Here is a 26,144-nt window from a genome sequence, read left to right as displayed (position 1 = left end):
AACCATTATAAAGGATTTTTTTGTGTTCAGATTATATTTCAGAAAATTCGGTTTATTTGAAGGTGTTAAATTATTTTAATGCGACGCTAGTGCCTATGAATACAAATCTTAATGTATATTATTTTAGACTAAATTTCCTCATATGGCTAGTTTTTCACCAGTTATTCTGTATTTCTTTTCTTTATTTCCTTCAGTATATTTGAAACAATTCGAACAACGTAATAAACCGCTCCCCCAAATCCGATAATGGCTAGAGCAAAAAATGTGGAATGCTTGAAAAAACCCAGTATCATGCTTAGAAGATAAATAAAAAAGAACATGATGAATCCAATAACATTTCCTATCCCCATTATTTGAAATATCAACCTTAAACTCCCCTTTATTCTTCATGATTGATATATTATTACCTATTATAACCAATATTGTAAATTTTAATATAAATCATATAAGCAATATTAATAAGATTACAACGCTTCCTCTTCAATGTTATAATGTGTAATGGTATTCCGCTCATGAATCAACATCTAACCCAACAAAATGCAAATGTTTTCGTGAATACCAGTAAGGAGTGAAACAATTGACAGAGCAACAATTTCCATTCCCTTCCGATGGGAAACGTTATTATACATGGAATCGATATTTGCGTGATCAGTTTGGCCATAAAGTATATAAAGTAGCATTAGATGCAGGCTTTGATTGTCCGAATCGAGACGGAACAGTGGCATATGGAGGTTGTACTTTCTGCAGCGCTGCCGGCAGTGGGGATTTTGCCGGTGATCGAGTTGACCCAATTCCGGTCCAATTCGAAAAAATTAAAGCAAAAATGCAGAATAAATGGAAAGACGGTAAAACAATGGCCTATTTCCAAGCATATACAAATACTCACGCACCTCTACCTGTTTTAAAAGAGAAATTTGAAGCTGCACTAAATTGTGAAGGGGTAATGGGTTTAAGCATCGCTACTCGCCCCGATTGTCTACCAGATGACGTCGTAGAATATTTGGCAGAATTAAATGAAAGAACATTTTTATGGGTTGAAATGGGACTGCAAACGGTACATGAAAGAACAGCGAATTTAATCAATCGAGCTCATGATTATGCTACATATGTTGAAGGAGTCGAGAAACTTCGCAAACATAATATACGTGTTTGTACCCACATCATTAACGGTTTACCATTAGAAGATTACGATATGATGATGGAAACGGCACGTGAAGTGGCTAAGTTAGATGTTCAAGGCATCAAAATTCATCTCTTGCATTTATTAAAAGGAACACCGATGGTAAAACAATATGAAAAAGGCATGTTGCAATTCCTTGAAAGAGAAGAGTATATCAAACTTGTAGCAGACCAATTAGAAATTCTTCCGCCAAACATGATCATCCATCGCATTACCGGTGATGGACCGATAGAGTTAATGATTGGACCAATGTGGAGCGTGAACAAATGGGAAGTGTTAAACGGCATTGATGCTGAATTAGAACGTAGAAACTCCTGGCAAGGAAAATATTATAAGGCGGAAGTGAACAAATAATGCTAGAACGGGTTTTACCTTACGCAAAAACTTTATTATCATCTGTAATTAATGAAGGTGATATCGCCGTTGATGCAACCGCTGGAAACGGCCACGATACATTATTTTTAGCAAACCTTGTAGGGGAGACTGGTTTTGTCTATGCCTTTGATATCCAACAACAAGCAGTAGATGCAACAATCCAACGATTAAAAGAAAACGGATTAGAACATAGAGCCCGTGTCATTTTAGATGGACACGAACAACTTTCTAAATATGTTCAAGAAGAAGTTGCGGGGGCTGTCTTTAATTTAGGCTACTTACCTGGTGGAAATCATGACATTATCACCAAAGGAGAAACAACTATTTCTGCAATTGAACAATTACTATCACTTTTAAAGATTGGCGGCATGATTGTTTTAGTGATTTACCATGGTCACGAAGGTGGGAAAGAGGAAAGAGATGCGGTGATTGAATTTGTAAAATCTCTTCCTCAAAAATATGTTCACGTTCTTCGCTATGAATTCATTAATCAAAAAAACGACCCTCCGTTTATCATCGCTTTGGAGAAAATAAAAAAACTGCCGGGCTTAAAATAAAGTCCGCAGTTTTTCTTTTTCTACATTTTTGCTTTTTCTTTATTTACTTGTTGTTGATTTTGCGATTGATTACGCTCTACCCAGAAATCTGCATTTTTGATACCTAGCTTAATAGGATCAAATACAGGATCTTTTCCAGCTTTTCTTTGTTCCTCATAATCTTTTAAAGCAATGAAGGTAGGCTTCGCTAATACAATAATTCCAATGACATTTGTCCAAACCATTAAACCAAGTCCAATATCCCCTAGTAGCCAAGCTAAATCTGATGTTCTTACTGAACCGTAAAATACGGAAGCAAGCATTACAATTTTTAGAATCCAGGTAATCGTTCCTTCAGTGCGACCGGAGAATAAATAAGCAACATTTGTTTCTGCAATATAGTAGTAAGCCATTAATGTTGTGAATGCAAAGAAGAATAACGCAAAGGCTACAAATGCAGCACCGAAATTATCTAATCCAGGGAATGCTCCAGTAACAGCAAGCTGAGTAAATTCTGTATAGCTATGCCCTGGCACATGTTCAACAATTAATTCTCCATCAGGACTATTCACATTCGTATTGTAAGTGCCCATGAATAAAATCATTAACGCTGTTGCGGAACATACAAGCAACGTATCAATATAAATAGATGCTGCTTGCACTAGACCTTGCTTCACTGGATGGGATACTTCCGCAGCTGCTGCAGCATGTGGACCTGAACCTTGTCCTGCTTCATTGGAGTAAATAGCACGTTTTACCCCCCACGCAATGGCTGCACCAATCATACCACCGAATGTTGCATCTACACTAAATGCGCTTCGAATGATTAATCCGAACACTGCAGGCACTTCTGAAATGTTCATGATAATTACGACAATTGCTACTAAAAGGTATGCAACCGCCATAAATGGCACGATAATTTGGGCTGCGTTTGCAATACGTTTTACCCCACCAATAATGACAAATCCTAATAAAGCAATGACAGCTAATCCTGTCATCCAAGGTGAAATGTTAAATGCAGTGTTCATTGCTTTGGAAATAGCATTTGATTGAACTCCAGGCATCAAGATAGCCATCGCTAAAATGGCTGCAATCGCAAACACTACCCCGAACCAGCGTTTTCCAGTCCCCTTTTCCATATAATACGCCGGTCCACCACGATAAACCCCTTGTTTCTTAGTTTTATAGATTTGCGCTAAAGTTGATTCAACATAAGCTGTTGATGCTCCAATAAATGCAGTAATCCACATCCAAAACACTGCACCCGGACCACCAAATGCAATAGCGCTGGCCGTACCAATAATATTTCCGGTACCGACACGTCCTGAAAGCGCTATCGTTAATGCTTGGAAAGAAGAAACTCCAGCTTCAGATTTCTCCCCAGTAAACATTAAAACAAACATTTCTTTAATTTTTCTAACTTGAGCAAATCGGGTCATAATCGAGAACACAAGTCCTACGATTAAAATCCCATAAATCATGATTGGCCCCAAAAGGATGCCGCTAATCCAGTTTAAGAAATTTTCTAACATACATACACCCCTTTAAGTTTATGTATCACGAATATTTTTTATATTACAAAAACTTATGAAAACAATCAATATTTTTTGATATCATTTTTTTTAAAAAATTATTAATTTTATATTAAAAAAGGAATGTCCATATCGAACATTCCTCCAATTTCAATATAATTCAATTAAACTATATATCCTATAGATCGTAGAACATTATTCATAAAATCTCTCATGTATAGAAATACTTCTTCCCTTTCATAATCATGAAAAATATTGTGATAACTATGGGGCCAGTCTTTATATTGAAATTCACTTGTTTTTTGCAATAATAGCCACTTTCTTGCCGTTTCTGAATCCGCCACTTTATCTTGATTAGGGGTAATCAGCAAAATGGGCAATGACAATGTCTTATCCTGAGTCATCAAATTTTTCATTAATTGTTGAATGTCTCGATACCATCGAACGGTAACATTGGAATGATATGGTACATCATCCTCCATCTCTAGAAAACCATCAGAATTTCGAGTAAATAATCGTCTATCAAACTCCATCGACACTTTTTTGCTTGGTGCTATGTTCATGCTTGCTAGTGCACTTGTAAGTAAATTGGAATGTTTATGCAACTGTAACCATGGAGCAGTTAATACTAGTCCAGCGCATTCCGTCTTCGTTGACCTTAAAAATTGAATTGCAAGGGTTCCGCCCAAGCCATGCCCAATGATAAATACTGGTAAATGATATTGAAGAGCGCTTTTCATGAGCTGTTTAATGAAAAGTAAATATTCGTCAATTAATTCATCATGAACCCTCGTAAATTTTGACCCTTCTTCATGCCCTGGTAAATCGCCCATCACGACATGATAACCTTCCGTCATCAATTTTTCTATTAACCATGCATACCAACGGTGGTTTTCAAAAGCGCTATGTATTATTACTATAACAGCTTTCGGTTGCTCTTTAGTTTCCCACTTCCACATAGCGTTCCTCCTAAATCCACTAAACTTCTGTCATTACAAGTTAGTTTTGTTCTATTTTCAAATATTTTCTTATTTGCTAGGATAATATACATAATAATACTTTAGAAATGAGGAGCTTTGCGATGATTTATCCTTATAAAGATAAAGAACCTAATATCGATCCTTCTGTATTTATAGCAGACCATGTAACGATTACTGGAGATGTTACAATTGGCGAAGATACGTCAATTTGGTTTGGAACTGTGATTCGCGGAGATGTTGCACCAACGATTATTGGAAAACGTTGTAGCATCCAAGATTTAAGTTGTTTACATCAAAGTCCCAATAACCCTCTAATCATAGAGGATGAAGTCATCGTTGGTCATCAGGCTACTTTACACAGTTGTATTGTACGTAAACGCGCTTTAATTGGCATGGGATCCATCATATTAGATGGTGCTGAAATCGGAGAAGGAGCACTCGTTGCAGCTGGAAGTTTAGTACCTCCTGGTAAAAAAATCCCTCCAAATTCTGTCGCTATGGGCAATCCTGCTAAAGTCGTCCGTCAAGTAACAGAAGAAGATCGTAAAGATATGGATCGCATTATTCAAGAATATGTTGAAAAAGGGAAATATTATCAGTCATTAAAGAAATAAAATTCAAGTTATTATTATTTATACAATATTAAATTTACATTGAAAATTAAAAATGCAGGCGTTCATATTTGCCTGCATTTTTATAAAATAATTATAATCCTGCCTTCTCTCTTAATAATTTGGCCACATCTGTTCTTTCCCATGGCAAATCGATATCCGTGCGACCAAAATGACCATATGCAGCAGTTTGTTTATAAATTGGACGACGCAAATCTAGCATTTTAATGATACCCGCAGGTCGTAAATCAAATAGTTCTTTGATCCACTCAACTAATTTGCTCTCACTTACTTTACCTGTTCCAAAAGTATCAATTGAAATGGATACAGGACGTGCAACACCAATTGCATAAGCTAATTGAACTTCTACTCGATCAGCAAGACCAGATGCTACGATGTTTTTTGCTACATAACGCGCAGCATAGGCAGCAGAACGGTCCACTTTTGTAGGGTCTTTTCCAGAAAATGCTCCTCCACCATGACGAGCATATCCACCATAAGTATCCACAATAATTTTGCGTCCAGTTAGACCCGCATCTCCTTTTGGTCCACCAATGACGAAGCGGCCAGTCGGGTTAATGAAGTATTTAGTATCTTCATCAATCAACTCTATTGGAACAATTTCCTTAATAACTTTTTCCATCATATCTACTTTAATTTGCTCAAGAGTAACTCCTTCATCATGCTGAGTAGAAATGACGATTGTATCAATGCGACGAGGTACATTATTTTCATCATATTCTACAGTAACTTGTGTTTTACCATCTGGTCGTAAATACGGAATCTCTTTTGATTTCCGAACTTCTGATAATCTTCTTGCAAGTCGATGAGCTAAACTAATCGGTAGAGGCATCAGTTCTGGAGTTTCATTGCAAGCAAATCCAAACATTAATCCTTGGTCTCCAGCACCAATCGCTTCGATATCCTCATCAGTCATATATCCTTCTCGTGCTTCTAAGGCTTGGTCTACACCTTCTGCAATATCTGGTGATTGTTCACCGATTGCAGTGAGCACCGCCAAGTTTTCTGCATCAAATCCAAATTTTCCACGCGTATAACCAATTTCTGCGACAGTGTCCCGAACAATACTTTGAATATCGACATAAGTTGTCGTAGTAATTTCTCCGGTTACAAGCACTAATCCAGTTGTAACAATTGTTTCACAAGCAACCCTTGCATTTGGATCTTCTTCTAGTATCGCATCCAATATTGCATCGGATATTTGGTCACAAATTTTATCTGGATGACCTTCTGTTACGCTTTCTGATGTAAACAGTCGACGATTTGACATTAAATTTCCTCCTAAATTTACGAGACGAATCTCTGCTATGATACGGTACTCATTATCCATTTTGCCTTAGCAACATTCGCCCGTAAGGAACAGTGCGAAGATGATGAAAGGCTTTAAGAAATTTTTATCTTTTTATAGGTTTTATAGGTTGAATGAGTACGACATTTGTGCTTGAATAAAAAAAGTTCCTATCCACATGCATGAGGAAAGGAACTAAACATTCTACCTTTCACTCTTATCGTTCAAGGGAATCCCTTGCATCAGGTTAGCACCACGCATTATTATAGTAATGCAGGTTGCCGGGTTTCATAGGGCCTTAACCCTCCACCAGCTCTGGATAAGAGTATCCGTTCATCCAACATGTTACGTAATATACTATACAATGTCAAATATTTTTTCCTTTTTCTCAAATTTGACATAACCCGGTATTCTATAATTTACTTGTAAGTAGGTACTCTTGTTACAAGCAAAAAATTTTCATAAATAATTTTAAGAATTAGTATAGATTATTTCATCTAATGTGTTATACTAATTTCTGTATTATATAACCAACAATTAATTTTCCTAAAAATAAAAAAAGGATGGTATTTAATCGATGAATTCAGTAGAAATTGCAAATGAGCTGAAGGAATTATTAAAAAGTGGAAATATAAACACTCAATTGTCAGTGCCTCAATTAGTTGAAAAGGCGGTAACTCGTGGAGAAGCCAAATTAACAATTGATGGTGCAATTGTTGCTGAGACAGGTAAATATACAGGCCGTTCTCCAAAAGATAAATTTATTGTCGAAGAAGAAAGCATTAAAGATAAAATTGATTGGGGTAGTGTAAATCAGCCAATCTCTGCTGAAGTGTTTGATAACTTGTATATAAAAGTATTAAATTACTTAAAAGAAAAAGACGAGTTATTTGTATTTAAAGGCTTTGCTGGAGCAGATAAAGAATCTCAATTATCTATTCAAGTAGTAAATGAATATGCTTGGCACAACCTTTTCTGTCATCAATTATTCATCCGTCCAACAAAAGAAGAATTAGCTTCTCATACAGCTGATTTCACAATTATTTCTGCACCTGGTTTCAAAGCGAATCCAGCTGTTGACGGAACAAACTCAGAAGCATTTATTATCGTATCATTCGAAAAGAAAATTATATTAATCGGTGGTACGGAATATGCTGGTGAAATGAAAAAATCTATTTTCAGTATCATGAACTACTTGTTACCTGAAAAAGGCATTCTTTCAATGCATTGCTCTGCTAACGTTGGAGAAGATGGTGACGTAGCGTTATTCTTTGGTTTATCTGGTACTGGAAAAACAACTCTTTCTGCTGATAGCGATCGTAAATTAATCGGTGATGATGAACATGGTTGGTCTGACAACGGTGTGTTCAACATTGAAGGTGGCTGCTACGCTAAAACAATTAATTTATCAGCTGAGAAAGAGCCAGAAATTTATAATGCCATTCGTTTTGGTACAGTGTTAGAAAACGTTGTAATCGATTCAGAATCACGCATTCCTGATTACGATGATAATAGCCTAACAGAAAATACACGTGCAGCGTATCCAATTCATTACATTGATAATATTGTAACGCCTTCTATTGCTGGTCATCCGAAAACAATTATTTTCTTAACTGCTGATGCTTTTGGAGTGCTTCCTCCAATCAGTAAATTAACGAAGGAACAAGCAATGTACCACTTCTTAAGCGGATTCACTTCTAAATTAGCTGGTACTGAACGCGGTATTACTTCACCTGAACCAGTATTCTCTACATGCTTTGGTTCTCCTTTCTTACCACTTCCAGCAACAAAATATGCTGAAATGTTAGGTGAGAAAATCGATGAACACAACGTTCAAGTATTCTTAGTGAACACTGGTTGGACTGGTGGCGAATATGGTGTAGGTAGCCGCATGAAGCTTTCATATACTCGCGCAATGGTACGTGCTGCTATCAGCGGTAAATTAAACGATGTTGAAACAAAACAAGATCGTATTTTCGGATTACACATCCCAACTGCAATTGAAGGGGTTCCAAGCGAAGTGCTAGATCCTCGTGAAGCTTGGAAAGATAAAGAAGCTTACGATCAAAAAGCTCGTTATTTAGCTGATTTATTCAAAGAAAACTTCAAGAAATTTAACAACGTATCAGAAGATATTTTGAAAAAAGGTGGACCATTGGTTTAATATCAACGTTCCATCCATTCTAAACTCATATTAAGATTAAAGAGGCGCCTAATAAGTCATTGAGGCGCCTCTCTTTACGACTGATGCTCATTCATTCGTCGCAGATTCATTGCGACGAGGAATCGCGTTTGATGTGACCAACGCAGGGAAAATATAATCATCATAAAGAATTTGAGCCTGATCAAAAAATATTACACTTTTTGATCAGGCCATTTAATTTTGATGGGCTTTTTTATCAATCTTTAATGAAAAACGGTTCTAAGTGTTTCAATAATTAAAGGGAAAAGAGTGAATTGAAATCATCGCTTCTTTCCTTTTTCTTTCATCCAATTGCAAATAGAACGGACCGTTTCTCTATTGATATGGGGTGGAAAATGGTGTGCCAAATTGGCCATATACCACGTTTCAAATTCTTTTCCTGATTCCTTAAGCGCCTTTTCAAGCTTATAGGACTGTTCGATCCTAACATTGGAATCTTCAGTACCGTGGATAATAAGTACCGGTGCATGAATGCGGTCCACTTCATAAATTGGTGAGCGTTCTTCATAAATTTCCGGATATTTTGTTGGAGATCCACCGATAAGTCTCTTTAGCGTACGTCTTAAATCAACCCGTTCTTCGTACAAATCCGCCAAATCAGCTACACCCGACCAAGTGACGATTGACCGAATATCTTTACTCAAAATCCCCATCCATAAAGCCATTAATCCTCCCCTTGAAAAACCAAAAAGGTGTACCGAATCATTATTGGCAATTTCTTTTAATAATTGGATGCTATGCAGTGCATCAAGACGGTCATCGCCCCCAAATTCATCGCGACCTTCTCCACCTCGATTTCCACGATAATACGGTGCAAATACAATAAACCCATTTGAGGCAAATTGCGCAATTCTAGCTGGCCTTACCATTCCTACCGACTGCAATCCACCACGCAAATATAATAATGCTTCATATGAACCATCTCCAATAGGTCTAGCAAGCAATCCTTTCACTCGAAGCCCTTCCGACCAATAAACGATTTCCTCAAGCTCTACATTTGGATTAGGAGAAGGATATTTTCTAATTAATTCAATGCTACCATTCTTTTTCAAGTTGTTTCACTTCCTGCAAAATTTTTTTCATCCCTTCATCCTTCATATAAAAACTTGCATATGGATGTTGTAATACTTCCTCCGTTGTTAAAAAAAGTCGCCCGACCGTTTCGTATTGTTGAACAAAAGGTTCGATTCGAGCCACCTTTGCAACAAATACGGCTTTACAAAATGGGATTTTTTCATAAACAGTATAATGGGCAAATAATTTCAAATCCGTAATATGTACGAGCGTTTCTTCATAAACTTCCCGCTTAGCTGCTTGTTCTATTGTTTCTCCCAATTCCACTTTACCTCCAGGAAATTCCACACCCCGTTTTTGATTGATTGTACAAAGCCATTTTCCATCTTTTTGTACAAGCACCAGGACATGCTTCGGCTCAAGTGGAAACGGAGGACCTTCAAAACTTAGTTCGACTTTATTATTGTTTAAATCATAAAAAGTAAACATCCCTTCAACTCCTATACATTTAGTGTAGCGAAGGGATGTGTTCTATTCAATTATTGAAATAGGGCAATTGTTCCACAAATTCTTTTATTTTTTCATCGCCAAACTCATGAATTAAAGCATAAATTTTTTTCAATCGATTATCAATTTCATCATTCTCTTCATCAAGATGGTATGGAAGATATGGTAAATGAGCTCTTACTGCATTATCAAATTCTAAAGAGTTTAACTGATTAAATAGCTTTTTAAATATAAACACTTTATCCGGATCCAATTCAATCTTAAACTCACAAGGTTCACCGGTAGGAATGTAATTATAAGATTGGTTTAAGACGTTCACATACAGCGTTGTCTTTTCGATAGTAATCACCCTCCTTATATTCATTATGGTGAAATATAATTAGGGCTATTCAAAAGAATAAAAAATCCTCAAAAGTTCTATCATTGAACTCTTGAGGATAGACATTCCGTTATTTACCTAAAAACGCTGATAACATCCATGTATGTTTTTCTAGACTTTGGAAAGTTGCGTTCAACATATCTTCTGTACGATCATCGCCTTGATTTGCCGCCTCTTCCATTGCTTCTTTAATCAGCTTCATAGTGGATTGGAAGTCATCAATAATCGTTTGAACCATTTCCTCTGATGTTTCTGAACCTTTTGCTTCTTGTACTCTCGATAATTCTAAATGCTCTTTTAATGTTGCAACTGGCTTTCCGCCTTTTGTTAGAATACGCTCTGCTACTTCATCTAAATTTGCCGTAATTTCATTGTATAATTCTTCAAACTTTTCATGTAATGTAAAGAAGCTTGGACCTGTTACATACCAATGGTAATTGTGAAGTTTAGTATATAATACTGAGTATGTTGAAACTAATTCATTTAACTGTGCAATTAATTTATCGTTTGTCATCATTTCACCTCATTTTACAGATTTTCCATCCTTTTGTTAAATTATACTATAAATGTTGTTTTCATAATTTTACAATTACATGAAATCTCAGAAAACAGTTCATATATAGTATGATATTTTTTATTGAATTTATCCAAATATTATGTTCACCTTGTATTCAACAATCAGAAGAATAATTATGTTAGTATATAGGTAGAGGTGATGATATTGAATATGTCTGGTATCTTACTATTAGTAGGCGTTATGTATTTCGTCATAATGATTGGTGCAATCGGTTTCTTTATACTTATGAAAAGAAAAGGTCGATTTTAAATAAGTATAGTAAGGAATGAGAAATTCGAACAATGAAATATCCTTTTATTTGGCTTATTCAATTTTATAGAAAATTTATTTCTCCTCTCACACCACCAACCTGCCGATTTTATCCAACTTGTTCTCAATATGGACTTGAAGCATTTGAAAAGCACGGTGCTATTAAAGGCTTTATTCTTACTACAATCCGCATTTTAAAATGTCATCCTTTTCATCCTGGGGGTTTTGATCCCGTACCTGAAAAGTGGCCTTCGAAAAAAAATTAATTTCGAAGGTTTTTCTTATTGTATTTATTCACTTGTTCATGGTATTATTGATTTCGTGAAAATTACATAAATCGTAATCATTACTATTTGATGAAAAGGAGAAATATAATGAGAAATTTGATTTTCCTCTCATTACTAGCGATGACGCTGCTTTTAACTGCCTGCACCAATAATGAATCGAATCAAGAAAAGAATAACGAAATTAATATATATACTACTGTATACCCACTACAATATTTTGCAAAACAAATCGGTGGAGATTATGTGAATGTTTCTTCTATCTATCCTCCTGGAGCAAATGAGCACACTTTTGAACCAACACAAAAGGATATGATCGCTTTAGCAGATGCAGACGTATTTTTCTATATTGGATTAGGTTTAGAAAGTTTTGTGGAAAATGCGAAAAAATCATTGGCAAATGAACACGTAAAATTTGTTCCAGTAGCAGAAAAAATTGATGAACAAAAACTACAAACTTCTGTTGGACATTCCCACGAGGAACATGAACATGAACATGAACACGACCACCACCATGGAGAGGTCGATCCACATGTTTGGCTCTCTCCTACGATCTCTAAAGATATAGCATTGACGATTAAAAATGAACTTGTCAACCTTCTTCCAGAACAAGAAAATACGTTCAATACAAACTATGAGCAATTAGTAAAACGTCTCGATGAATTAGATCAACAATATAAAGACTTAGCAAGTCATGCTTCATCCAAAACATTTTTTGTGTCCCATGCAGCCTTTGGATATATCGCAGGAAATTACGGGTTAACACAAATCCCCGTTGCTGGATTAAATTCACAAAGCGAACCATCCCAGAAGGAACTTGCAGAAATTGTTGCTCTTGCTAAAAAACATCAAATAAAATATATATTATTCGAACAAAATGTATCATCAAAACTAGCATCTGTCATTCAACAAGAAATTGGTGCTGAATCACTAATATTACATAACCTCAGTGTATTAACAGAAGATGATATAAAAAATAATGAAGATTACTTTACATTAATGGAAAAAAATTTAAAAACGTTGGAAAAAGCTTTAAATTATTAATCCTAAGGGAGCGATTCAGAAGGCTGCAGCTTTCGATTCGCTCTTATTTTTCCTTAAATTAGGTACATAATGCATGGAATAGATAACCTTATCAAATCATCACTATTAAAAAAGTAGTACAAACCAGCTTGTACTACTCATGGAGGTTAAGATAACAATTCTTTTAATTTTCGACGCAACAATTTATTGGAAGCATTTCTTGGTAATGCATCAACCACGTAGACTTCTTTTGGTACTTTATACTTCGCTAAATGTTGAAAACAATATTCTTTAATTTCTTCAGGTGAAACATCTTTTTTCAATACAATGAAAGCAACTGGAACTTGTCCCCATGTTGCATCCTCCACTCCACAAACACCCGCTTCTTTGATTGCAGGATGCCCCATTAACACGTTTTCCACTTCTGCTGGATAAATGTTCTCTCCACCGGAAATGATTAGGTCTGAACGGCGATCAACGACATATAAATACCCTTCATTATCTACATAACCTATATCACCAGTATGTAACCAGCCGTCTTCCGTCGATGGTTTCGCTTCGTAACGTCCAATATATCCTGGCGTCACATGTGGTCCGCGGATACAAATTTCCCCTTCTTGATAAGGACCGTCTGCTCCTAATATTTTAATCTGATTAAAAAATAATGGTTTACCAGCCGAACCGATTTTCCGCAAAGCATCTTCCGCAGGTAATGTCGCTGTTTGAGAGGAAGTTTCCGTCATCCCATAAGTTTGCAATACTTTCAATCCCCGCTGTTCTGCACGAATTAAATAATCTTTCGGAATAGGGCCACCTCCTGCCAATATCAACTTAAATGATGGAGATGCCTTCTGATTTCGTTCTTCAAGGATATGTAAAATTCGCTCAAGCATCACCGCTACTACCGAAACATTTGTTACCCTACCGAAAACAATATCCTCTGCAATTTGTACATGATCAAATTTTCGATAGAGCTTTACTTCGTTGCCGTATAATAGAGAACGAACTAATATCGAAAATCCACTAATATGAAAAAGAGGTACAGCACAAAGCCAAACATCTTTCTCGGATAAACCGATATTCAAAACTGAAGCAACGGCACTTGATTGATGGTTTTCTACCGTTTGACGCACGCCTTTTGGAAAACCTGTTGTGCCGCTCGTATACATAATGGAAATCGTCTGTTGCAGCGGCCATTCACGGCTTATTTCAATTGGCTTACAATCGCTATTTTCGATTTCAGAGAATCGCAAGTAGTTCACATCTTCAGGCAGTAATGACAGATCATTGTCATTAACTAATACCATTGAGACTTGTGCATCATTGATTTGATAAACCAATTCACTAGTAGTTAGTTTACGGTTTAATAACACCATTTCACATTGTAAATGCATACATCCATACATAATAAAAATCAAACTCGAATCATTTTCTCCAAGAATCGCAACACGGCTTCCCTTGTCTATGCCTAATGCCTTTAGTTGTTCCGCACGTTTTACAGAAATCTTTTTGATTTCTTCAAAAGTCCAGTAATTACCTTCAAAAGATAACCCAATTCGATTTGGCGTTAAATAGGCTCGCTGTAGAATCCAATTAGGGTACATTATAATTCCTCCCTTTCTCCCCTTCATTTTACTAAAAAAATTTCACAAATAAAAATTAACAATCAGACTCATTGGTTATCATGATTTACAAAATCCATCCAAAATGAAAAAGGCTGTCTTGAAAGAAGAAACTTTCAAGATAGCCTATTTTCAAAAACGAATTATCGATATCTAAATCAAGGGAATCTTGGGAATTGACCAAAGTTTGGTTTACGTTTTTCTTTAAACGCATCTCGTCCTTCTTTTGCTTCATCCGTTGTATAGTAAAGAAGCGTCGCGTCTCCAGCGAATTGTTGAAGTCCTGCAAGTCCATCTGTATCTGCATTCATTGCGGCTTTTAAGAAACGAATGGCAGTTGGTGATTTTTCAAGGATTTCTTCACACCATTTTACCGTTTCATCTTCCAATTGTTCTAAAGGTACAACCGTGTTTACTAATCCCATTTCTAACGCTTCTTGTGCATTATACTGACGGCATAAGTACCAGATTTCACGAGCTTTTTTATGTCCAACGATGCGTGCTAAATAGCCAGAACCGTATCCAGCGTCAAAGGAACCAACTTTCGGACCAGTTTGTCCAAATATAGCGTTGTCTGCAGCAATCGTTAAGTCACACACTACGTGTAATACGTGTCCGCCACCGATGGCATATCCAGCAACCATCGCAATAACTGGTTTTGGAATTACGCGAATTAGTCGTTGTAAATCTAGTACGTTTAATCGTGGGATATTGTCATCGCCAACATACCCACCATGACCGCGCACCTTTTGGTCACCACCAGAACAGAATGCTTTATCACCTTCACCTGTTAAAATGATAACACCGATATTTGCATCATCACGAGCACGGGAGAAAGCATCAATTAATTCTTCAACCGTTTTTGGTCGAAATGCGTTGCGTACTTCCGGACGATTGATTGTAATTTTTGCAATCCCATTATAAAATTCATACTTTATATCTTCATAAGTATGTAAAGTTTTCCACTCACGAGTCATATGAGTAACCTCCCCGAATTTTATAAGACTTCCTTAATTATTGTAGCAAATTGTTCCGGATTTTCCACGTGAATTGAATGGCCTACATTAGGAACGTTAATATGTTTCGCATTTTGTAGCTGTTCAAGCATTTGTTCAGCAATTTGGACGAATTTTTGATCTAATTCTCCAGTTATGAGTATAACGGGAAAGGAGAGACGAATTAATTTTCGCCATAATGAAGGTTGGGCACCTGTCCCCATTCCACGCAAACTATTAGCAAGCCCCGTTTCTGATTGGCTTAACCGTTCTTCTCGAATCGCTTGTTGTATTTGTTCAGGTAATGTCTTTTGGGATGCAAAAAGGGGGATGTTTTCCCACTTATCTACAAACCATTGAATTCCCTTCTCTTCAATTTCATCAGCCAATAATTCATCCGCCTGTCTTCTAGCCAGTTGTTCTTCTTCGGTATGTAAACCTGGCGATGAACTTTCTAATATTAATTGTTTAATCCGCTTAGGAAAGCGAACTGCGTATGATAATGCTACTCGCCCTCCCATTGAATAACCTAATAAGTTAAAATAATGTAATCCCAATTGATTAAATATTTCTTCCAAGTCCTTCACTTGTTCAATCATAGAATATCGTGAAGAATCTTTTGGCGCTTCCGTTTTACCATGTCCAATTAAATCAATTGCGACAATTTTTATTGTATTTGGCAAGTATTCAATTACTTTATTCCAGGTGTTAGTTGTTCCAGTAAAACCGTGTAACAAAACAAGAACTTCTTCTGCACCCTCATTCCATATATCCACATTGACCTGTATTCCACGAATATTTAAAGTAGCCATTCTTTCAACTCCGAATTTATATGTTGCCATAACTTTCGATGTGCCTGAACATTTTCATTTCGGTTTGTTCGAATTTCTATTAATCTTAATGGTTTGTCCCCTTTATCAAAAATCTTTTCTTTTTCATCAAAATGGTTGATTAGCAAATAGTCCATTCCATACATGTTTGCTACATCTTGAAATTTCAGTGCAGTCGGAGTTCCAAATAAGTCCTCATAGTATTCTTTTACGGTTGCTTGAGACAAGTAGGAAAAAATCCCCCCACCATCATTATTTAATACAAAAATAGTCATATTACACGGTTGATAGCGGGTTAAAAGAAACGCGTTAATATCATGTAAGGCTGCCAAATCTCCAATCAATAAATACGTTTTTCGATTTTCTCTCCCTTTCGAAAATCCAAATGCCGTTGAAATGACTCCATCAATACCGTTTGCCCCTCGATTAGCAAAGATTTGAATATCCTTTGAAGTAGGCAACAAAAAAGTATCAATATCTCGTATTGGCATGCTACTGCTCACAAATAAATCACTTTTTTCTGGCAATTGTTCTAACAAATAGCGAACGAATGCCCCTTCATCTTTTTCATGTTGAGTATATGCAAGTATATGTTTTTTAGCTATATCATCAGCTGTTTTCCAAAGAGTAAAATATGATTCATTAATCGTTGACTGGATAATCATTTCCTCTAACCATGATTCGATGGTTGCATGGATAAAATGTGTTGAAACGGAAGTTGAATCTCGAAACATCGGATCCTCATCGATTACTATATAGTTTTTTGGCTTGGATTCCATTAAAAAAATCGTTAAAAATTTTGAAACTGGTTGTGCACCAAAACGGATGACTGTATCGCAAACTGCCAATTTTTTAAACTCATCGCTTTTTAAGAGCGCATCATATGTAGCAATGACATACTGTTTACAATCTTCTGGGATATTCGCTCTCATATTTGATAAACTTTCAACTAAAACAGGCCATTGTACTTTTCGAATAAATGACCATAAATATTCTAACTTTGTACCAAGTGCAAGTTCACCGATTACGATTATTCCTCTTCGTGTTTCTTTGATAATCGATGATAGCGCCTTCATCGCTTCATAGTGTGGGGTAATCGTGCCATTGAAACTTGCCAAAAATGATCTTTTTGGTAATTCATTTTGAAAATCAATCAACAATGGCTCACGAAACGGAATATTAATATGTACCGGACCTAATGGATGAGTCTTAGCAATATTGACAACTCGTACAATATGACGTTCAACAAATGGCAGAGTTACACTGTTATCATCAGGTATTGGAAATTCAGCAAACCATTTGACATGATTTCCATATAAATCAATTTGATTGATTGCTTGTGGAGCCCCTACTTCACGCAATTCATGGGGACGATCAGCTGTAATGACAACGAGCGGAACTCGTGCATATTTTGCTTCCACTATAGCAGGATAGTAGTTTGCAGCAGCAGTACCTGATGTACACAGTAATACTACTGGTTTCCCTTTTGACTTTGCCAATCCTAACGCAAAAAACGCCGCAGATCGTTCATCCACTTGTCGATACAGATTCAATTCTTTTGTTGATGCAAATGCATAGGCTAACGGAGTTGACCGTGATCCAGGGCTAATGACTACATCTTCCACACCATTTTGGACAAGAGACGCTACAATTTGATACACATAATCCGTCAAAATTTTACGTTCACTCATTAAATTGTCCTCCTAGAGCCCGCAACATCGGACGAAACTTTACTAACGTTTCTTCATATTCCGTCATTGGATTTGAATCTGCAACAATTCCACCGCCAGCATATAAGTATGCTTTCTTATCAATTAATGCTGCAGATCGTATAGCAACGGCAAATTCTCCATTTCCATCAGCATCAATCCAACCGATTGGTCCTGCATATAATCCCCTGTTCATTTTTTCGAACTCACGAATAATCTCCATCGCTTTATTTCTAGGAACTCCACCTAACGCGGGAGTAGGATGCAAATGTTCTACTAATTGCAATATTGTTGCATGATTGAATAATTTTCCTTCAACAGGCGTATATAAATGTTGTATATCACGAATTTTTAATAATTTAGGACGCTTTGGCACTTTATACTCTTCACAATGTTTGCTAAAAATATTTTCAATCATATCGACAACATATTGATGTTCTTTTAAGTTTTTGGAATCACTTAATAGTTGTTCCCCTAGCAATTTATCTTCTTCTGCTGTTTTTCCCCGTTTGATAGAACCAGCAACACAAGCAGAATAAGCATACTGATTTTTCACCTTTACTAAACGCTCAGGGGTAGCACCAAAAAATAGTAAGTTTTTCCGCTCAAGACCAAATAAATAACTTTCCGGCTGTTCATTCATAATTTGATAAATGATTTGAGGCGAAGTTAACGCATCTTTAAAATCCAATTCTAAAGAACGGGCGATTACTACTTTATCTGCTTCGTTTTTTTGAATTAAATGGGTAACATTTTCAACTGCATGGAAATAGTAATCTTTATTTCGCTCATGAATCGAGTGTATTTTCGGCTTTTCATATGTTTTCAATTCTTTCACTTGAGCTGCATGAATTAATTGGTCCCGTTCTTCCCTTAATTTTTCAAAATGTATCGAAGAATCTTGTTGTTCTGTAATCAAATGAATGCTGACATAAGTTTTCTCATGTTGTTTTATTAATTGAAAAGTAGCTACAGTAAAATAACTTTGAGGAAAATCATTCCACTCACCATTTTCTTTATTTTCCGGATCAAAGGTAAAACCTCCGAATAAAATAGGTTGAGGTTCCTGCTCTTCCATTACAATATTTTTCGTTAATTTTTTCCATTGGTGCTCAATATCATAATAACGTTGACCGTTTTTATTATTTTCCAATACGATTGCTTGTCCAAGTCCAACAATCGTTAATGTTTTTTCCCTATTTTGCCAAAAAAACCTTTCCCCTCTATATTGCTGTTCTCCTGCTGCATAAAAAGCTAAAGGGGACAATTGATTCACTTCAATCGTTTCAATATAAAAGGACAATTTATTTGATGCCACTTCAACTTCAGTGGTTTTAGACCACTTTTGCTGCATGAAAAAAACCTCCGTAAAAAAGCAATGTAATTTGCCATAAAAATAGCAGAATCTTATTTCTGCTTTCCTAAAATAATTATTCTGATTGCCTTTCCGAACAATGCAATATCTATTTTATCATATCATTTTTTTAGGTTTAATAATAATACTTTCAACTATTCTTTCTGTGAAATTATTTATAAAGTTTTTATCCTAAAATCTCCAATTTTAGGAGTATATAGTTTTTATTTCCCTATCTCTATATTAAGTCGTTGCATTTAATTTTCTTATATAATTCATAAATCCCTCTTCTGAAAATAATTTCACCTCATCATCTGTAAACTCTTGACGCAACGTTTCAATGATATTTGGAAATTCAGAAGCATTTGATAAATTGCTTACTGACAATGGGTCCATCCCGTCAAAATCAGAACCAAAACCGATATGTTCCACTCCTACTAAATTAGCTAAATATTTTATGTGCTCAACCAATTTTTCGATTGTCGTTGTTTTCTTCTCCTTTTCTATAAATGGGGGATAAAAAACAACATGGATACGTCCACCTTTTTCTACAAGCATTTTCACTTGTTCATCCGTTAAATTTCTTGGATGATCACAGAGAGTGCGTGAATTACAATGGCTAGCAATCACTTTTTTTGCAAGCGGTAATAATTCATAAAATCCTCTTTCATTTAAATGCGCAACATCTATGATAATATCTCGTTCATTTAACAATTCAATTACCTTTTTTCCAAAAGGTTTTATACCCTTTGTAGAATCTTCTGACGTGCCATAGCCAACTTTATTTTCATAATTCCAAGTTAATCCGACTATCTTAACGCCTGCATCCAAAATGATCTTTAATTTTTCAAGATCATCATCTATGGCATCACAGCCTTCCAAACTTAATACGGCTCCTATTTGCCCTTCTTCGAGCTCATCAATTTGCTTCCAATCTTTAATATGAACCATTTCCGGCTCTTTCAATACACATTTATTGAAGGCTTCAATCTGACGTAATACTTCTTGAAATTTCTGCTCTTGAGGAATATCTGGATGGATAAATATTGCAAATACTTGAATTTTTACATTCCCTGCCTTTAATCTTTCAAAGTTAGAATATATTCTAGAATCATTGCGAAAATTGGCATCTTCAAATCGTGCTAATTTTTCTAATACATCGCAATGTAGGTCCACTACTTTCATCTATTCTCCACTCCCCATACTCTTTTGTTTTTATAGTATTTATCACTAGCGTCGTATAAATAAGTTTTGAAATTTCAGATTTTATTTTTCTGGAAAATTAGCGAAAAACGAAAACACCTAAATAAAGGTAGTGAACATCCATTTTTTACCTATAGCTTAAGACGAGTGCAACAACGACAAATCAACCTTTAAGGAACGCTCTTCCCTTCGATTTTCCGTAACCAAATGTGTGCAGATTTCCATAAAGCCGCTTTCAAATATCGACTTATTTGTAACGTACTTCGGTCACTATTCGTGTTCAACTGAGCTAACACATTTAAACAGTATACAATCATAGATACGTATACTTGGTTGTGTACGGCTTGTTTACTGTGGCCGTAGAACTTCTTGATATTCAAGTGTTGTTTCATCCATTTGAAAAAAAGTTCAATGGCCCAACGTGACTTATAGATTTCGGCGATTTCATCTGCATCCATATCAAAACGATTCGTCAGTAAATGAAGTTTATTTCCTTTTGTATCCAACAATTTGATGAGACGGAACGCGTTTTCAGAACGATTTTGCGTGGTTCCAATCACCACCATTTCATCGGAGAATACAGGCGAATCTTCAGGTAACGAAAATCGTTCTAACACACGGACGACAGCGTTTTTTCGTAAACGTGAAACAAAGAAATACCCATCATCCGTCATACGGTCAAATCGCTCATAATCTAAGTATCCCCGATCGAACACGTACAGGCATTCTTGATCATCAATGAATACCTCTAATTGACCACGATCATGTTCGATTGCGTTTGTCAGTACGGCCTTGTCGGGATAAGAAAGTCCTTTTTCCATGAATACAAGACGCAAGTGAAGCTTCACGCCCGATTTTGTTTTTCGGAACTCTGCCCATTTGTGGTTCGTCAAATTCAGTGGCAACGTACTCGAATCAATGATTTTTAGTGGCGTTGTCAGCTTTCTTCGCTTTTGAAAATGTGTTTTCTCATGAATTTGAGCCACTAAATCAAGAAAAATCGATTGAAAGAAAACCGTTGGAATGGCGTTGATTCGTCTTCCTAATTGGGAAAAGCTAATCGATGGAAGACCTGTTGCACGTTGTAATTCTTCAGAAAAAACAGCGTCACTTAAAGCTCGCAAACTTTCGGTTTCATGTAATTGAGCGTACAACAGTCATTTCAGAAATGAAGCCATATAAAGCTTCTTTGTATAGTAATTTAATTGATAGGCTTTCACCATATCGTCAAATAAGTTGAAATGAATTGGTGAAAACCATTGTTCAAATGATGTTTTTCGTGTAAACTTATCCATGGTTTTGTCCTTTGTATTGGATTTGGATGGTTTACTACCACCCAACCATTATAAAGGATTTTTTTTTGGAAAAATATAGTTACAGAAAATTCAGATTTATTATGTCTATTGATATTTTTTATGCGACACTAGTGAGTATTTATGGCTCTATAATATTTGTGTTGGTGGATACAACCAGCACCATTTTTTTACACAAAAAATGATAAGCCCGAAATATGTGAGATAAATAAAAAAATGCGCACCCTTCTGGTACACACGACGAATAGCCCTTCAATCCCAAGTTTTTTCGGCTCTATAATATTTGGTGTTGGTGAGTAAAAACCAGCACCAATTTTTTTGAACAAAAAAAAATGAGACAGTGACAAAACTCTGGTAAAATGTAATCGACCAAAACCACATTTACAAGGAGTGATGTCACATGTCTCATCATTATTCTATACGTAATTTATTAAATATTAAAGACAAAAATATCACATTTGATGAAAATTTTTGTGCAGAAGAACTCATTAAAGGGGTCCAATCAAAAGTCTTTTATGGCCAATTAACTTACCAACCAAAAGCTTGTTATGCTTGTGGACATGTCTTTGATGATCAAATCATTAAACACGGTTTTAAAACGTCTCTCATTAAAATGCCTAGCATTTCAGGTTTTCATACCTACTTAAAATTGCGTAAACAGCGTTATTTCTGTAAACATTGTCATGCCACGTTTACTTTAAAAACGAGCGTCGTGGCTAAAAACTGTTGTATTTCCAACAATACTAAAGTAGCGATTGCTTTAAATGCCAAAGATAAAATATCCGAAAAAGATATTGCGATGAAACATAATGTTTCTCATGCCACTGTCAGTCGTGTCATTGACAGCTTTTATAGCTACTATCAACCAAATGTTCACTACCTTCCAAAGCATTTGTGTTTTGACGAGTTTAAATCAGTGAAATCCGCAGCTGGAGCGATGTCCTTTATTTTCTGCGACTCTGAAACGGGGGAGATTGTGGATATCGTGGAGGACCGGAGATTACATGTCCTCAAAGAGTATTTCTTACGGTATTCCAAGAAGGCGAGAGATGCGGTAAAAACGATTGTCATCGATATGTACAGCCCTTATATTTCCTTAATCCAAGAAGTTTTCCCTAAAGCGGAAATCGTACTCGACAAATTCCATATCCTCCAACTATTTAGCAGAGCTTTAAACAAAACGCGCATCAACGTCATGAATCGGGATAAAAAGAATTACAATAAATTGAAAAAATACTGGAAGCTCCTTCTGAAAGATCAAACAAAACTTGATTATAAGAACTATAAATATCATCGTTGCTTTAAAAAGCATATGTGTGAGGTGGAGATTCTCCACTATCTCATTGATTTAGATTCTGAATTAAAAGCGTCCTATGAGTTATATCAATACGTGCAACATTGCATTAAAATCAAAGACTTTGAGCTCTTGAAGAAAACCTTGGCGAATAAACAGAACAGCGTTTCCAGCTATATGAAAACCGCCATCAAGACAATCAACAAATACATCAATTACGTCGAGAATACGTTGAAATATGATTATAACAACGGCATTTTAGAGGGGATTAATAACAAAATCAAAGTGATTAAACGCATTTCTTTCGGTTATCGATCCTTCTATCACTTTAGAAACCGAATATTCATTACCCAAAACTTAGCGAAAATAAAAACAGCTTAGGGGAACCTCGAATTTCCCCTAAGCCATCCGATTACATATTACCAAATAATGTCACTAAAATTTATTCACCAACACCATTTGACAAAGAACCAATATTCATTACCCAAAACTTAGCGAAAATAAAAACAGCTTAGGGGAACCTCGAATTTCCCCTAAGCCATCCGATTACACATCACCAAATAATGTCAATAAAATTTATTCACCAACACCATTTGACAAAAAGCCGGTTTTTTTATGACCCCTACGGGATTCGAACCCGTGTTACCGCCGTGAAAGGGCGGTGTCTTAACCACTTGACCAAGGGGCCATGGCTATGTATGGCGGAGAAGGAGGGATTTGAACCCTCGCGCCGGGTTACCCCGACCTACACCCTTAGCAGGGGCGCCTCTTCAGCCTCTTGAGTACTTCTCCTTATGGCTCCGAAGGTAGGATTCGAACCTACGACCAATCGGTTAACAGCCGATTGCTCTACCACTGAGCTACTTCGGAATATATGGTGGGCCTAAATGGACTTGAACCATCGACCTCACGCTTATCAGGCGTGCGCTCTAACCAGCTGAGCTATAGGCCCATTGGAGCGGGTGATGGGAATCGAACCCACGACATCAGCTTGGAAGGCTGAGGTTTTACCATTAAACTACACCCGCATCAAGTGGGTCGGGACGGAATCGAACCGCCGACACTTTGATCTTCAGTCAAATGCTCTACCAACTGAGCTACCGACCCGTATTTATGGCGGTCCCGACGGGACTCGAACCCGCGATCTCCTGCGTGACAGGCAGGCATGTTAACCGCTACACCACGGGACCACTTTGGTTGCGGGGGCAGGATTTGAACCTGCGACCTCCGGGTTATGAGCCCGACGAGCTACCAGACTGCTCTACCCCGCGATAATAATTATTTTATGTTATGGTGGAGGAAGAGGGATTCGAACCCCCGCGCGGTTTGACCCGCCTGTCGGTTTTCAAGACCGATCCCTTCAGCCAGACTTGGGTATTCCTCCATTTGTTTCTTATCTATCTTTTCAACCTTTGGTGGACCTTGCAGGACTCGAACCTGCGACCGGACGGTTATGAGCCGTCTGCTCTAACCAACTGAGCTAAAGGTCCTTAAGATGGCGGTGGAGGGGATCGAACCCCCGACCTCACGGGTATGAACCGTACGCTCTAGCCAGCTGAGCTACACCGCCGTCAATTGTTATTCATTTATAATTTGGTGGAGCATAGCGGGATCGAACCGCTGACCTCCTGCGTGCAAGGCAGGCGCTCTCCCAGCTGAGCTAATGCCCCGTAGTTCCTGCTGGTCGGGAAGACAGGATTCGAACCTGCGACCCCTTGGTCCCAAACCAAGTGCTCTACCAAGCTGAGCTACTTCCCGGTTCACTTTTTTGGCGCGCCAGGCAGGAGTCGAACCCACAACCTTCTGATCCGTAGTCAGACGCTCTATCCAATTGAGCTACTGGCGCTAACTTCTATTTTACATGGTGCCGAGGACCGGAGTCGAACCGGTACGGTAGTCACCTACCGCAGGATTTTAAGTCCTGTGCGTCTGCCAATTCCGCCACCCCGGCATTATTGGAGCGGAAGACGGGGTTCGAACCCGCGACCCCCACCTTGGCAAGGTGGTGTTCTACCACTGAACTACTTCCGCAATTTTTCTAAGTGGTGCGGGTGAAGGGAGTCGAACCCCCACGCCGTAAGGCGCTAGATCCTAAGTCTAGTGCGTCTGCCAATTCCGCCACACCCGCAAGTGTTTATTGATGAGCCATGAAGGACTCGAACCTTCGACCCTCTGATTAAAAGTCAGATGCTCTACCACTGAGCTAATGGCTCATGATGGTGCCGGCGAAAGGAATCGAACCCTCAACCTACTGATTACAAGTCAGTTGCTCTGCCAATTGAGCTACGCCGGCATATATCATGGTGGAGGATGACGGGATCGAACCGCCGACCCCCTGCTTGTAAGGCAGGTGCTCTCCCAGCTGAGCTAATCCTCCATATCAAGCCTAGCAACGTCCTACTCTCACAAGGGGAAGCCCCTTACTACCATCGGCGCTAAAGAGCTTAACTTCCGTGTTCGGTATGGGAACGGGTGTATCCTCTTTGCCATCGTCACTAGACTTATTAAGGACAAGAATTATTTTATCATATTCAATCTCTTTTTCAAGAGATTTATTTTATTTTTTTATTATTTTTATGACCCCTACGGGATTCGAACCCGTGTTACCGCCGTGAAAGGGCGGTGTCTTAACCACTTGACCAAGGGGCCATGGCTATGTATGGCGGAGAAGGAGGGATTTGAACCCTCGCGCCGGGTTACCCCGACCTACACCCTTAGCAGGGGCGCCTCTTCAGCCTCTTGAGTACTTCTCCTTATGGCTCCGAAGGTAGGATTCGAACCTACGACCAATCGGTTAACAGCCGATTGCTCTACCACTGAGCTACTTCGGAATATATGGTGGGCCTAAATGGACTTGAACCATCGACCTCACGCTTATCAGGCGTGCGCTCTAACCAGCTGAGCTATAGGCCCATTGGAGCGGGTGATGGGAATCGAACCCACGACATCAGCTTGGAAGGCTGAGGTTTTACCATTAAACTACACCCGCATCAAGTGGGTCGGGACGGAATCGAACCGCCGACACTTTGATCTTCAGTCAAATGCTCTACCAACTGAGCTACCGA

At 37.5% G+C, this 26,144-nt stretch carries 20 protein-coding genes, 26 tRNA genes, 1 rRNA gene, 1 pseudogene and 1 riboswitch (1 of these 49 running past the window's edge); of the genes and pseudogenes, 7 read left to right on the top strand and 41 right to left on the bottom strand.

Features of this window, described 5'->3' with window-relative positions:
- Positions 1–577 precede the first annotated feature (577 nt).
- Together NSU17_RS13385 and NSU17_RS13380 are read left to right on the top strand one after the other, a co-directional pair.
- Entirely contained in the window at positions 578–1,534 is a 957-nt protein-coding gene (locus NSU17_RS13385; protein WP_340705233.1) for a TIGR01212 family radical SAM protein, read from the top strand.
- Positions 1,531–2,112, top strand: a complete 582-nt coding sequence (locus tag NSU17_RS13380; protein WP_340705512.1) for a class I SAM-dependent methyltransferase — start codon at positions 1,531–1,533, stop codon at positions 2,110–2,112. Before NSU17_RS13385 ends, NSU17_RS13380 begins: the two co-directional genes overlap by 4 nt.
- Before the next feature lie 20 nt (positions 2,113–2,132).
- Here NSU17_RS13380 and NSU17_RS13375 read toward each other — a convergent pair whose 3' ends face one another.
- Positions 2,133–3,623 (bottom strand): alanine/glycine:cation symporter family protein, encoded by a 1,491-nt coding sequence (locus NSU17_RS13375; RefSeq protein ID WP_340705232.1) that lies wholly within the window; start codon positions 3,621–3,623, stop codon positions 2,133–2,135.
- 164 nt (positions 3,624–3,787) lie between these two features.
- Positions 3,788–4,582, bottom strand: a complete 795-nt coding sequence (locus tag NSU17_RS13370) for an alpha/beta hydrolase (RefSeq protein ID WP_340705231.1) — start codon at positions 4,580–4,582, stop codon at positions 3,788–3,790.
- A 122-nt stretch (positions 4,583–4,704) separates the two neighbouring features.
- On the opposite strand from NSU17_RS13370, the gene NSU17_RS13365 reads away from it, so the two are divergent.
- Positions 4,705–5,217, top strand: a complete 513-nt coding sequence (locus tag NSU17_RS13365; protein ID WP_016837043.1) for a gamma carbonic anhydrase — start codon at positions 4,705–4,707, stop codon at positions 5,215–5,217.
- Positions 5,218–5,308: 91 nt separating this feature from the next.
- On the opposite strand, the gene metK is transcribed toward NSU17_RS13365, so the two are convergent.
- Positions 5,309–6,505, bottom strand: coding sequence for a methionine adenosyltransferase (metK, locus tag NSU17_RS13360; RefSeq protein ID WP_340705230.1), 1,197 nt, complete (start codon positions 6,503–6,505; stop codon positions 5,309–5,311).
- Between the two features lie 232 nt (positions 6,506–6,737).
- A riboswitch (SAM riboswitch) is annotated at positions 6,738–6,849 on the bottom strand.
- A 251-nt stretch (positions 6,850–7,100) separates the two neighbouring features.
- Here metK and pckA point away from each other — a divergent pair.
- Entirely contained in the window at positions 7,101–8,687 is a 1,587-nt protein-coding gene (gene pckA, locus NSU17_RS13355) for a phosphoenolpyruvate carboxykinase (ATP) (protein ID WP_340705229.1), read from the top strand.
- A gap of 299 nt (positions 8,688–8,986) precedes the next feature.
- On the opposite strand, the gene NSU17_RS13350 is transcribed toward pckA, so the two are convergent.
- The 4 genes from NSU17_RS13350 to NSU17_RS13335 all read right to left on the bottom strand — a co-directional run bounded on the left by NSU17_RS13350 (position 8,987) and on the right by NSU17_RS13335 (position 11,140).
- Entirely contained in the window at positions 8,987–9,778 is a 792-nt protein-coding gene (locus tag NSU17_RS13350; protein ID WP_016837040.1) for an alpha/beta hydrolase family protein, read from the bottom strand.
- Positions 9,762–10,229, bottom strand: coding sequence for an NUDIX domain-containing protein (locus NSU17_RS13345; RefSeq protein WP_016837039.1), 468 nt, complete (start codon positions 10,227–10,229; stop codon positions 9,762–9,764). Before NSU17_RS13345 ends, NSU17_RS13350 begins: the two co-directional genes overlap by 17 nt.
- Positions 10,230–10,275: 46 nt before the next feature.
- The gene (locus NSU17_RS13340; protein WP_016837038.1) at positions 10,276–10,596 is read right to left on the bottom strand and encodes a hypothetical protein; all 321 of its coding nucleotides are present in this window, start codon (positions 10,594–10,596) and stop codon (positions 10,276–10,278) included.
- Between the two features lie 100 nt (positions 10,597–10,696).
- Positions 10,697–11,140, bottom strand: coding sequence for a Dps family protein (locus NSU17_RS13335; protein WP_340705228.1), 444 nt, complete (start codon positions 11,138–11,140; stop codon positions 10,697–10,699).
- Positions 11,141–11,484: 344 nt separating this feature from the next.
- Here NSU17_RS13335 and yidD point away from each other — a divergent pair, with 344 nt between their 5' ends.
- Together yidD and NSU17_RS13325 are read left to right on the top strand one after the other, a co-directional pair.
- Positions 11,485–11,718: a membrane protein insertion efficiency factor YidD gene (yidD, locus tag NSU17_RS13330; protein WP_096551638.1), complete on the top strand. Its 234-nt coding sequence runs from the start codon at positions 11,485–11,487 to the stop codon at positions 11,716–11,718.
- A 108-nt stretch (positions 11,719–11,826) separates the two neighbouring features.
- Entirely contained in the window at positions 11,827–12,780 is a 954-nt protein-coding gene (locus NSU17_RS13325) for a metal ABC transporter solute-binding protein, Zn/Mn family (protein WP_340705227.1), read from the top strand.
- A gap of 146 nt (positions 12,781–12,926) precedes the next feature.
- Here the strand turns inward: NSU17_RS13325 and NSU17_RS13320 are convergent, their stop codons facing one another.
- From NSU17_RS13320 to NSU17_RS13290, 7 genes and pseudogenes are all read right to left on the bottom strand, one after another.
- Positions 12,927–14,363, bottom strand: coding sequence for an o-succinylbenzoate--CoA ligase (locus tag NSU17_RS13320; RefSeq protein WP_340705226.1), 1,437 nt, complete (start codon positions 14,361–14,363; stop codon positions 12,927–12,929).
- A gap of 176 nt (positions 14,364–14,539) precedes the next feature.
- Positions 14,540–15,358, bottom strand: coding sequence for a 1,4-dihydroxy-2-naphthoyl-CoA synthase (gene menB, locus NSU17_RS13315; RefSeq protein WP_016837033.1), 819 nt, complete (start codon positions 15,356–15,358; stop codon positions 14,540–14,542).
- Between the two features lie 20 nt (positions 15,359–15,378).
- Complete coding sequence (menH, locus tag NSU17_RS13310) at positions 15,379–16,188, bottom strand: 2-succinyl-6-hydroxy-2,4-cyclohexadiene-1-carboxylate synthase (RefSeq protein ID WP_016837032.1); 810 nt, start codon at positions 16,186–16,188, stop codon at positions 15,379–15,381.
- Entirely contained in the window at positions 16,176–17,897 is a 1,722-nt protein-coding gene (gene menD, locus NSU17_RS13305) for a 2-succinyl-5-enolpyruvyl-6-hydroxy-3-cyclohexene-1-carboxylic-acid synthase (protein ID WP_340705225.1), read from the bottom strand. Before menD ends, menH begins: the two co-directional genes overlap by 13 nt.
- Positions 17,890–19,269 carry an isochorismate synthase gene (locus NSU17_RS13300; protein ID WP_340436321.1) on the bottom strand — a complete coding sequence of 460 codons (1,380 nt, stop codon included), beginning with the start codon at positions 19,267–19,269 and terminating at the stop codon, positions 17,890–17,892. Before NSU17_RS13300 ends, menD begins: the two co-directional genes overlap by 8 nt.
- Positions 19,270–19,512: 243 nt before the next feature.
- Positions 19,513–20,454, bottom strand: coding sequence for a dipeptidase (locus NSU17_RS13295; protein WP_340705224.1), 942 nt, complete (start codon positions 20,452–20,454; stop codon positions 19,513–19,515).
- A gap of 188 nt (positions 20,455–20,642) precedes the next feature.
- A pseudogene (locus NSU17_RS13290) lies at positions 20,643–21,767 on the bottom strand (IS4 family transposase).
- A gap of 418 nt (positions 21,768–22,185) precedes the next feature.
- On the opposite strand from NSU17_RS13290, the gene NSU17_RS13285 reads away from it, so the two are divergent.
- Positions 22,186–23,460 (top strand): ISL3 family transposase, encoded by a 1,275-nt coding sequence (locus tag NSU17_RS13285; RefSeq protein ID WP_340705223.1) that lies wholly within the window; start codon positions 22,186–22,188, stop codon positions 23,458–23,460.
- A 235-nt stretch (positions 23,461–23,695) separates the two neighbouring features.
- On the opposite strand, the gene NSU17_RS13280 is transcribed toward NSU17_RS13285, so the two are convergent.
- The 27 genes from NSU17_RS13280 to NSU17_RS13150 all read right to left on the bottom strand — a co-directional run.
- A tRNA-Glu gene (locus NSU17_RS13280) sits at positions 23,696–23,767 on the bottom strand.
- Positions 23,768–23,778: 11 nt separating this feature from the next.
- Positions 23,779–23,871: transfer RNA gene (locus NSU17_RS13275), tRNA-Ser, on the bottom strand.
- A gap of 3 nt (positions 23,872–23,874) precedes the next feature.
- A tRNA-Asn gene (locus NSU17_RS13270) sits at positions 23,875–23,949 on the bottom strand.
- A 5-nt stretch (positions 23,950–23,954) separates the two neighbouring features.
- Positions 23,955–24,031: transfer RNA gene (locus NSU17_RS13265), tRNA-Ile, on the bottom strand.
- A 2-nt stretch (positions 24,032–24,033) separates the two neighbouring features.
- A tRNA-Gly gene (locus NSU17_RS13260) sits at positions 24,034–24,107 on the bottom strand.
- 6 nt (positions 24,108–24,113) lie between these two features.
- Positions 24,114–24,186 (bottom strand) — tRNA-Phe (locus tag NSU17_RS13255).
- Positions 24,187–24,193: 7 nt separating this feature from the next.
- A tRNA-Asp gene (locus NSU17_RS13250) sits at positions 24,194–24,269 on the bottom strand.
- Between the two features lie 4 nt (positions 24,270–24,273).
- A tRNA-Met gene (locus NSU17_RS13245) sits at positions 24,274–24,350 on the bottom strand.
- A gap of 20 nt (positions 24,351–24,370) precedes the next feature.
- Positions 24,371–24,463 (bottom strand) — tRNA-Ser (locus NSU17_RS13240).
- A gap of 29 nt (positions 24,464–24,492) precedes the next feature.
- Positions 24,493–24,569, bottom strand: a tRNA-Ile gene (locus NSU17_RS13235).
- A gap of 6 nt (positions 24,570–24,575) precedes the next feature.
- Positions 24,576–24,649: transfer RNA gene (locus NSU17_RS13230), tRNA-Met, on the bottom strand.
- Positions 24,650–24,673: 24 nt separating this feature from the next.
- Positions 24,674–24,749: transfer RNA gene (locus NSU17_RS13225), tRNA-Ala, on the bottom strand.
- 11 nt (positions 24,750–24,760) lie between these two features.
- Positions 24,761–24,837 (bottom strand) — tRNA-Pro (locus NSU17_RS13220).
- A gap of 11 nt (positions 24,838–24,848) precedes the next feature.
- Positions 24,849–24,925 (bottom strand) — tRNA-Arg (locus NSU17_RS13215).
- Positions 24,926–24,941: 16 nt separating this feature from the next.
- Positions 24,942–25,030 (bottom strand) — tRNA-Leu (locus NSU17_RS13210).
- A 5-nt stretch (positions 25,031–25,035) separates the two neighbouring features.
- Positions 25,036–25,110, bottom strand: a tRNA-Gly gene (locus NSU17_RS13205).
- Between the two features lie 12 nt (positions 25,111–25,122).
- Positions 25,123–25,207: transfer RNA gene (locus NSU17_RS13200), tRNA-Leu, on the bottom strand.
- Positions 25,208–25,220: 13 nt separating this feature from the next.
- Positions 25,221–25,292: transfer RNA gene (locus NSU17_RS13195), tRNA-Lys, on the bottom strand.
- A 4-nt stretch (positions 25,293–25,296) separates the two neighbouring features.
- Positions 25,297–25,372, bottom strand: a tRNA-Thr gene (locus NSU17_RS13190).
- Between the two features lie 8 nt (positions 25,373–25,380).
- Positions 25,381–25,456, bottom strand: a tRNA-Val gene (locus NSU17_RS13185).
- A 7-nt stretch (positions 25,457–25,463) separates the two neighbouring features.
- A 5S ribosomal RNA gene (rrf, locus tag NSU17_RS13180) occupies positions 25,464–25,579 on the bottom strand.
- A gap of 77 nt (positions 25,580–25,656) precedes the next feature.
- Positions 25,657–25,728, bottom strand: a tRNA-Glu gene (locus tag NSU17_RS13175).
- Positions 25,729–25,739: 11 nt separating this feature from the next.
- A tRNA-Ser gene (locus NSU17_RS13170) sits at positions 25,740–25,832 on the bottom strand.
- 3 nt (positions 25,833–25,835) lie between these two features.
- Positions 25,836–25,910 (bottom strand) — tRNA-Asn (locus tag NSU17_RS13165).
- 5 nt (positions 25,911–25,915) lie between these two features.
- A tRNA-Ile gene (locus NSU17_RS13160) sits at positions 25,916–25,992 on the bottom strand.
- 2 nt (positions 25,993–25,994) lie between these two features.
- Positions 25,995–26,068 (bottom strand) — tRNA-Gly (locus tag NSU17_RS13155).
- A 6-nt stretch (positions 26,069–26,074) separates the two neighbouring features.
- A tRNA-Phe gene (locus NSU17_RS13150) sits at positions 26,075–26,144 on the bottom strand (it continues 3 nt past the right edge of the window).

The organism is Ureibacillus sp. FSL K6-2830 (assembly GCF_038004145.1).
In the GTDB taxonomy this organism is placed as follows: domain Bacteria; phylum Bacillota; class Bacilli; order Bacillales_A; family Planococcaceae; genus Ureibacillus; species Ureibacillus thermosphaericus.
The sequence above is the reverse complement of the archived record's forward strand: the minus strand, read 5'-3'. Positions and strand labels throughout refer to the sequence as shown.

Coding starts and splice junctions, on each gene's coding strand:
- NSU17_RS13375 (WP_340705232.1), bottom strand. CDS start 3,623: ATGTTAGAAAATTTCTTAAACTGGATTAGCGGCATCCTTTTGGGGCCA.
- NSU17_RS13370 (WP_340705231.1), bottom strand. CDS start 4,582: ATGTGGAAGTGGGAAACTAAAGAGCAACCGAAAGCTGTTATAGTAATA.
- NSU17_RS13365 (WP_016837043.1), top strand. CDS start 4,705: ATGATTTATCCTTATAAAGATAAAGAACCTAATATCGATCCTTCTGTA.
- metK (WP_340705230.1), bottom strand. CDS start 6,505: ATGTCAAATCGTCGACTGTTTACATCAGAAAGCGTAACAGAAGGTCAT.
- pckA (WP_340705229.1), top strand. CDS start 7,101: ATGAATTCAGTAGAAATTGCAAATGAGCTGAAGGAATTATTAAAAAGT.
- NSU17_RS13345 (WP_016837039.1), bottom strand. CDS start 10,229: ATGTTTACTTTTTATGATTTAAACAATAATAAAGTCGAACTAAGTTTT.
- NSU17_RS13335 (WP_340705228.1), bottom strand. CDS start 11,140: ATGACAAACGATAAATTAATTGCACAGTTAAATGAATTAGTTTCAACA.
- yidD (WP_096551638.1), top strand. CDS start 11,485: ATGAAATATCCTTTTATTTGGCTTATTCAATTTTATAGAAAATTTATT.
- NSU17_RS13325 (WP_340705227.1), top strand. CDS start 11,827: ATGAGAAATTTGATTTTCCTCTCATTACTAGCGATGACGCTGCTTTTA.
- NSU17_RS13320 (WP_340705226.1), bottom strand. CDS start 14,363: ATGTACCCTAATTGGATTCTACAGCGAGCCTATTTAACGCCAAATCGA.
- menB (WP_016837033.1), bottom strand. CDS start 15,358: ATGACTCGTGAGTGGAAAACTTTACATACTTATGAAGATATAAAGTAT.
- menH (WP_016837032.1), bottom strand. CDS start 16,188: ATGGCTACTTTAAATATTCGTGGAATACAGGTCAATGTGGATATATGG.
- menD (WP_340705225.1), bottom strand. CDS start 17,897: ATGAGTGAACGTAAAATTTTGACGGATTATGTGTATCAAATTGTAGCG.
- NSU17_RS13300 (WP_340436321.1), bottom strand. CDS start 19,269: ATGCAGCAAAAGTGGTCTAAAACCACTGAAGTTGAAGTGGCATCAAAT.
- NSU17_RS13295 (WP_340705224.1), bottom strand. CDS start 20,454: ATGAAAGTAGTGGACCTACATTGCGATGTATTAGAAAAATTAGCACGA.
- NSU17_RS13285 (WP_340705223.1), top strand. CDS start 22,186: ATGTCTCATCATTATTCTATACGTAATTTATTAAATATTAAAGACAAA.